The sequence below is a fragment of the Candidatus Binatia bacterium genome, assembly GCA_029248525.1.
Lineage (GTDB): Bacteria > Desulfobacterota > Binatia > UBA12015 > UBA12015 > UBA12015.
This window is the reverse complement of record JAQWJE010000058.1, coordinates 1-7,736: the sequence shown is the minus strand read 5'-3', so window position 1 is coordinate 7,736 and position 7,736 is coordinate 1. Positions and strand designations below refer to the sequence as shown.

Genomic DNA, 7,736 nt, shown 5'->3' with positions numbered 1-7,736 from the left:
GGGACGGCCCCCGAAAGCGTGCCCTGCCCGGCCCGACTCCTGGCGCCTCGCGGGCTCGGCCGGCAGCGTTTCTCGCGGGGAATCAAAGCGCTGCGTCCTTCTTGCCAACGCAGCCCCGCTCGTCTACCTACTTCCTTGTTCTGCGGTGGAGAGATGGCCGAGTGGTCGAAGGCGCTCGCCTGCTAAGCGAGTAAACGGTTTATAAATTCGCCTCCCGCTACGCTTGCTGACTCTTCTGTCTGTTTGAGCACTTCTTCGCACGCCCCGCGTACTCGGTCCATATAGGTAGAAGTCACAACCCTGTTCGGCTTAGTCGAAGGCTAAAATAGGAGATGTGGAGAATTCTGCACTCAACATCATTCCGTCCGGCCTAGTGCTGAAGGACAAGGAAGCGCACGCCATCGAGCTAATCGCCTCCGGTTCTGACGTTCACTTTGCCGAGATCAACAGTGGTCTCTGTTCAGGCTCGATTAACGCTGATGCCGCCGAGGAGGTCCTGCGAGCTGCTCAAAACAAACAGCCACACCCTGAAGGGCCAACGCCACAAGTTCCGGCCAAACCGCAGGCACCGCAGGCGACCCCTGTCTGACATTCGGTCGGCTGACACACACCTGCAGAACAGAAATCTCCAGTTGTACAAAGTTTGCCGTCACTGCAAGGACTTCCGTCGGCAACAGTCGCATCAGCTGGACATTGTGCGGATGCTCCGTCACAGACCTCGGCTGGGTTGCACACGCCCGACGCATCGCGACAGACTGTTCCCTGCACTGCAAGGGTGCACGTCGCAGTGCAGCAACTATCGCCGGCACTTGGGTCGCAGGCTTCGCTCGGCGATACAACTCCATCGCCGCATTGAGAGTCTTCGATCACAAATGCGTTACTGATCTCGGTCGAGTCGGTGTTGATCCCGTCTGAGAGATATAGCCTTACGTCGTAGGAACCGGTTTCAGGAAAGAACGTAGCCGCTGACTCAATCTGGCTCTGGACATCATTGGGCAATGCGAATGGGTACCAAGGACCGTTCCCGCCGCTCGGTCTCACCAACGCGGCACTTACGAGTGTATCGCCATCGGGGTCGAAGCCAGTCCAGGAGAGAATGAAAGTACCGTTCGCGGGGACGGAAAGCGGCTGCGAGCCAGCGCTCACGGGCTGCGAGCCTCCGGTCTCAACAAACACGGATTGGATAACCGGCACACCTGCGCTTGCGCTGAGCGTATCGAAGACTGCCACCTGCTTATCGCCGTCAGCGGCGAGGTACTCGGGTCCGACGAGTTCGATACTGATAATTGAACCGGGGTCAGGGATGGCACTCGAAAAGCCGCCAAACATTCCGAGTCCAGCCTTGGTTTCGTGGAGTTCAGGATTGAATCGGTATATCCGCACGCCATCGGCAGAATTTACTCGCAATTCAAATGGCCCCGACCCCCAAGTCTCGCCTGGCTGCAGGATCGGTAAATCTGGCTCGCCATCGAAGGTGAATCCAGTGAGAATCTCACCGGTGAAATCGAACCCTGGCGCACCGGGGATCCCGGTCGCCACGATCAGTGCGGTCAACCCGACCACCGGCATCGGCAGAACGGACGCCGGTGCTCTGCGGGTGCTGAAAAAACCGCCAGTTGCCAGCTCTTCGATCAGGAAATCATGCGTGAATGAGTCGATCCAAGCCTTCTCAGTGTTGTCCATGAAGTTTGGAAGAATCACAAATCGTGAATCTGGCCCTGTCGCGGGTATCATCGCCTCGCCGGTACCCACGAACGAGCCACCCGAAATTATCCCGGGCTCGGCAGTCCGGATTCCAAGCACATCAAATCCGTGCCCAAGATAGGGGCGGCCATCTTCTTCACTATGGTTGTACTCATCCCGGCAGCCCATGTTGAGAAGGTCCTCGAGAAGGCCGAAACCACCTCCAAGGCTGCATTTTCTGCGGCTTAGTTTGTAGGTGTGCCCAAGTTCGTGAGCGCCGAGGTATTCGCCGATCGCGCTTCTGGCGGCGTCCGGGTCTGAATCTAGGGGTTCGGCCATCACTGCGCGCGGTGCGAATTCGCCCAGCGAGAAACCCTGAACGGGGTACATGTCGGTCTCTTCCTCAATAAACCGCAGCCTGGGCACGAGCACGACGCGATCAATGCCAGCAATTTTCGCCATCAGACTGGCATTGAGTACGGTAAGCGGAGGATCGAGTGGAATCCCGAGCAAGCCCAAGAGCGCGGTCAGCAACCCTCCAACTGGACTACCCCCCTTCTCCGAGACGAGCGAGGGCCCTACGATGACTGAATCCGTCGACGGCTTGATCGGAAACGTGGCATTCCTGAAACGATCATTGCTTAGCGCGAACTTCTCCACCTGCGAGCGCGGGGGCAGACCTTCGCGCGGATCACCGAAGTCAAGACGGTCATCCCAGTGCCATGGAAGATAAACGACTTGTGAATTTTTTGTAGCAACGATCGGAACTCTTCCGTCGAGTTCATTATTTCCTAAACGGCAGTCCTGAGGATCGTATCCGCTTTCCGATGATAGCTCGACTCGTACCGTGTATTCTAAGGCGTCGTTGTTAAGCAGTCTCGGTATGAACTGGCTTGCAGGGTCCAACGGATCGGGATTTGCAGTGAACAAGGCGACGACAGCACCCTCGGGCTTGACAGTAATGACGCGTTCGTCGTGAGCTGAGGTGTTTCCGTCAGTAAGGTCGACCTTTACTAGCGCTTGCTGATCCGCATCATGAGAACTGCTCAAACTCACCAGAAACACGGTTTCGCGTCCCTCGACGATCTTTGAAGGGGAGGTGACAATTTGAACTGGCGATGCCCCTACGATCGCAATGTCGTTAGGGAGCAGCGGCCGACCCGAAGCTGTCGACAGCTTGATTTGCAAATCACCTCGTTCGTCGAAGGCACCATCGGTGCCTGGACACATCCACGACCGCCCGGGCCCGGCGCCACCCGCGACGCCACCGCAACCTGTCGACTGCGCATGTCCGGTCCAGCGAAGGGTGCAAGCGTCGAAGACCATTTCAAGGCCCGATTTTCCGACTGCTTCGTTCACGTCGAAAAGGTCGTCCGAAGAAGTCACATCCTTATCCCACATCTCGACATTGGCGTAGCTCGCGAATTCGGTCCGGCCCGTAATATTGACACCCTGCCCCGTTCTATAGAGGGGCTCCCCGCCGACCCAGTCGCGTCCACCCTGCGACGGACTACTGATCGTTGGGCTTCCGTCTATCGATGCTCTAAAATAGAAGTCCTGTCGATTTCCAAAAACCGTATCCGAGCTCTCCTCAAGAGCCCGCGCCTGGAAAACCTCGAGCTGAATGTGGGCTTCCGTCAGCAGCAGAGGCTGAGACGCCAGGGTTTCTGTCTCTGGGCAGTCCAGCGGCGTGACCACCACCGACGTGCTCGGACAAAGTTCAATCGTTACTTCGTCGCCCGCAGCCAACCCTACCGGCCATTCCTCTGGAAGGTCTAGCTCTTGGAGAATATCGCCCCCCTCATCGGCGACGAATGTCCGGGGGATGCCCCAGTCAACTATCTCAACCTCCACGCGGCAGGAGGTTGAGAACGGTACCGATACTCCAAGCTGGGGGATCACAGCTGTAACAGGGATGCATTCATCGAAGCCGGCGCCATGAAGCCTCACAAAACCTGACGGGCCAGCCTGTGTGGGTTCCAATTGCAGAGAGCCCGCGCGCGCGTCCCAGCCGTTCGCGAACAGAAGTACAAGTGCTGGCAGAAGGCCCACCAACACCCTACGCAGGAGCCTGTTAGCAACTTTCCCATAAGCCCAGGACGACGATACCTTTTCCTTGCGCGAAAGACTTAAATTGAATTTTCTCATACCGGTCATTCGCGACACTCCCCACGCCAGAACATTTCGGGCGGACTCGAGAACCCTACTGCTCCTCTGGCGCCAGAGAGTCTCATAATTTTGATCACAAATAAAACTTTTGAAATGGTTTTATAAGTTAAGCATCACGACCGACGAGTGACTGTCAAAAAACAGCAACCTTTCAATTCATACTCGACGCGACAAAGTGCCGGTTCGGCTTGACGGTCTGGCTGTCTTAACGCGTTTCACTCGAATGTCTCGATCCGATCTCCGGCAGCCCTTCTCCAAGGGTCACACGGCTGACGCTAACTCGATTTTTCTATTTGGTGTCAGGAAAAGACTTGAGGAGCCCGCCGACGCCACTGGCGGACGCTCGGAGAGGATCCTTCGCTCGACTCCGCGCAACAAAATGCGGCCCGGATCCCATCGGGAACCCGGGCCGCTCGTGCTATTGCCGACAGGTTAAAACCGTACCGTTTCGATTCGGGGCGCAGAATCCGCCACTGGCCTGGGTGAAGTCGGTCACCCCGCAATGCCCCGGATTCTCGTCGAGAAGCCGAAACTGCAGGGAGATGGTGCCAGCCAGTTGGTTTTCTGTCAGGCCCAGATCGTTGGTCAGCACCTTGACGTCGAGTTTCGAGGGGTCCGTGCGGTCCTTTCGCTTCAATTGAACCTTCTTGATCGTCGAGGATTTGTTCTTGTCAATGTAGGTCAAGACGTCCCCGGCACGGTTGGATTTCCAACCAGGGCTGCTCGAACTGAAAGGAACACCCGGCAGAGTGATCCTCTCCAGGAGATTGTCATCCTGGTCGAAGATCTGGACCTCGGCCCCTGTTTCAGCGGGCTTGAAGGTTTCCGCGACATCCTGTTCGAGACCATCTCCAAGCCGGAACGAACCCTTGAAGACCAGCTTGCCATTTTTCAGCTTGTACTTCAGTTGGGCCTTGTCGAAGCCCAGACTGCACTGCGGCGCCAGTCCATATTGACTGAAGGTTCGGGTCTCGTAGCACCAGCGATTCTCCGGCCGACTGCAGCAAAGGCGGAGGCTCGGATCATCGTTTCGGACGTTGCTCGCCGCTCCCCAGTCGGAGGGGGTGCCATCAGGACCAATGCCACCGCACGCCTTGTTTCGACACGCACCACCGGGAATTCCGCCAAGATTCGTCGCCGGATCGGCCTTCCATAGCTGAAGACTCGCCTCACCAATCCGGTACTGATAGGGCATTCCGTCCGCGGGGAAAGTGCCGGCCCCGGCCAGCGCATCAAGGGTGCCATCGTCATTATCGTCTACCCATTTGATGCATACCGTAATGGGCTCGGCGGGTGCTGCAAATGTCATGCTCGGCGCAAACTTGTATCGGCCGACAAACCTACCGGCGGCATGTCTGGTGAAATAGTCCCCTTCGGCCGCCGCATCAGCCGCGCCCTTGCCCTTCGCGGTAATCGAAAAAGTCAAGCCGTCAGCCGTAGCGGCCGGGATCTTGAGGATTGCGCCGCCTGGAGGATTGCCCTCGCCCCAGAGGCTGCCCGCCGGCAGTTCGCCATCCCCGACCTCAACAATGATTGGCGAGACCGCAGAACCTGTGCAAATCGGGTCTGTCGACTGTGCTGCCGAATCGACCGGGAAGCAACAGTCGTATCCTTCCGTGTTATAGTAAGCAGTGTTGCACTCGGGCGGTTGCTCATCCTCGCGGTGAGCAGGGCAAGCATCGCAGACGTCGCCGCACTCCTCGCCTCCGGCAACATCTCCACTGCAATCGCCATCGATATCGGACTGATCGGGATTGCAGATAGAGACGCAGTTGTCGCAAATATCTTCGACGAGATCACCATCGGTGTCCGTTTCCCCGGGACCTATCAACCCATCGAAACAGAAGGGACCACCAATCATTCGGATCACGAACCAGCCGGTATCGTAGAAGGTGTTCGAACTGAGATCCTCGACGCCCCCTACAATCACAACATGATTTCCGTTGCCCTCCAGGGCGATGTCAAAGGCGCTTTCGCGGTCACCTTCAGGAATATCGATGAAGCTTTCACCGGTCGCGGCAAAGCTCGTATCCAGCGCTCCGCCGTCATCCAGTCGCGCAACCCAGACCTGGTCCGCACCGCCGCTGTTCGCTCCTCCGGCTCCGGCGAGATAAATTCTGTTTCTCTCGTCGACAGCAATGCTGCGGGCTACGCCATTGGCGAGAGTTATGGACCCTGCGGTGCCGAACGAGGCGTCAATCGAACCGTCCTCCAGGTAACGTGCCACCACGGTACCAAGGGTGCCGCTTGACACCACGACTCGATTGTCCTCATCGACATCTACATCGATCGTATCGATCGTGCCGATCCCGAACAAACCACCGCTCACGCGGACAAAACCGGTGCCGTTGAAGGAGGTGTCGAGACCGTCATCGAGAAAACGAGCGACCACGAGGTCCTCGGAGCTAATCGCAACCGAGTCATCGACAATATTGGAGGCGACAAGGACAATCCGACCGGCATTATCCTCTGCAACCGAGAGCGCTCCATAAGAGGCCCCGAACGCAGCTGACTGCAAGACGCCATCGGTTCCGAAAGCAGGATCGAAGCTGCCGTCATCTCGGACCTGAACCAATGCGACGTCCCCTTTTCCGATGCCGGCGGCAAGGAAGTATCCGTTGGCTCGCCGGACCACATCATAAGCGGCGGTCAGTTTCGTCGAAGGAGTCGGATTTTCAGCGGAGAGTGTCGGGACGATGACAAAACCTTCGCTGCCGAAGGTCGTGTCTACGGCTCCATCGGATTGGAAACTCGCAAAGAGGAATTCTTCGGAATCAGTACCCTGGTCAAAAAAAGTATCCGAGGTTCCGACGCCCACCGCAAAGGGACCTGCCTCGCCGGAAGGCGTCGTAGCCACCGCGAAGAGTACCGAACTCGTCGAGGAGATAGCACCAAGCGTGCCGTCATTGAATTGCACCGCGTACTCGCCCACCCCTGGTTCACCGAATCCGGGCGGATTGGGACTTTGGAAGGAGACTGCAAGGGCACCATTCTCGTCGATTCGAGCCGCGCTGACAAGATCGGATTGCCGGTTAAGTATCGTGTCGTCCACCCCCGAACTGACGACAACTTCCGTGGCCGCACCAACGACTACGACATGTCGATCGCTCGCCCGTACGGAGGCTCCATTCATCGAGTTTCGAACATAGGGGGAGCAAGGAGAACCAGTACATCTTTGGGACTCGTGGTACAGGACTCCCCCCGACCCAAATGTCGAGTCCAGATTCCCCGGTGCGGAAAAGGCGACTTCGGCCGTGGCCAGAAGTCCTCCCCCGACCAGAATTGTTGCGCGTGCGGCCAAACTGAGACTCGCTCGGATTCGTCGTCCCAAAATAAATTTCACGATTTCGCCTTTCGAGGATTAGGTAACAGTGGAATGTGGGGGACCCAGACCCTGCGAGGAATGCGCTCAAAAGTCAACTAAAAAAGCCCTTCGGATAGCACATCGCATGAATTCCCTGCAGTTGCGGCTCCAAGTTGAATACCTGAGGCCAGAAACCAACGCTGGTTTGTTCGAGAGGGAGCAACGCCAAATACACAAAAATGTGTCCAGACAGACGGCAGGAGACACGAAGTCCCTTTTGGGTCAGAGGGCGCAGGACTCAGCCCTCCTGCCCGATCCTGCACGCGACGCGTACTGCCCGAAAGCTCCGCGGACGATGATCGCGCGCCGAGTTCCGCGCGCCGGGACGGCCCCCGAAAGCGTGCCCTGCCCGGCCCGACTCCTGGCGCCTCGCGGGCTTGGCCGGCAGCGTTTCTCGCGGGGAATCAAAGCGTTGCGGCCGTCTTGCCAATGCAGCCCCGCTCGTCTACCTACCTTCCTTGTTCTGCGGTGGAGAGATGGCCGAGTGGTCGAAGGCGCTCGCCTGCTAAGCGAGTAAACG

Annotated in this window: 2 protein-coding genes and 1 tRNA gene; 1 reads left to right on the top strand and 2 read right to left on the bottom strand. The window is 57.7% G+C overall.

All coding sequences use genetic code 11. The features are described 5' to 3' along the window. The first annotated feature begins 147 nt into the window (after positions 1 to 147). Positions 148 to 220: transfer RNA gene (locus tag P8K07_18705), tRNA-Ser, on the top strand. Positions 221 to 507: 287 nt separating this feature from the next. On the opposite strand, the gene P8K07_18700 is transcribed toward P8K07_18705, so the two are convergent. Continuing rightward, positions 508 to 3,537, bottom strand: coding sequence for a hypothetical protein (locus tag P8K07_18700; GenBank protein ID MDG1960557.1), 3,030 nt, complete (start codon positions 3,535 to 3,537; stop codon positions 508 to 510). Positions 3,538 to 4,270: 733 nt separating this feature from the next. After that, positions 4,271 to 7,195 (bottom strand): hypothetical protein, encoded by a 2,925-nt coding sequence (locus P8K07_18695; protein MDG1960556.1) that lies wholly within the window; start codon positions 7,193 to 7,195, stop codon positions 4,271 to 4,273. Positions 7,196 to 7,736 lie beyond the last annotated feature (541 nt).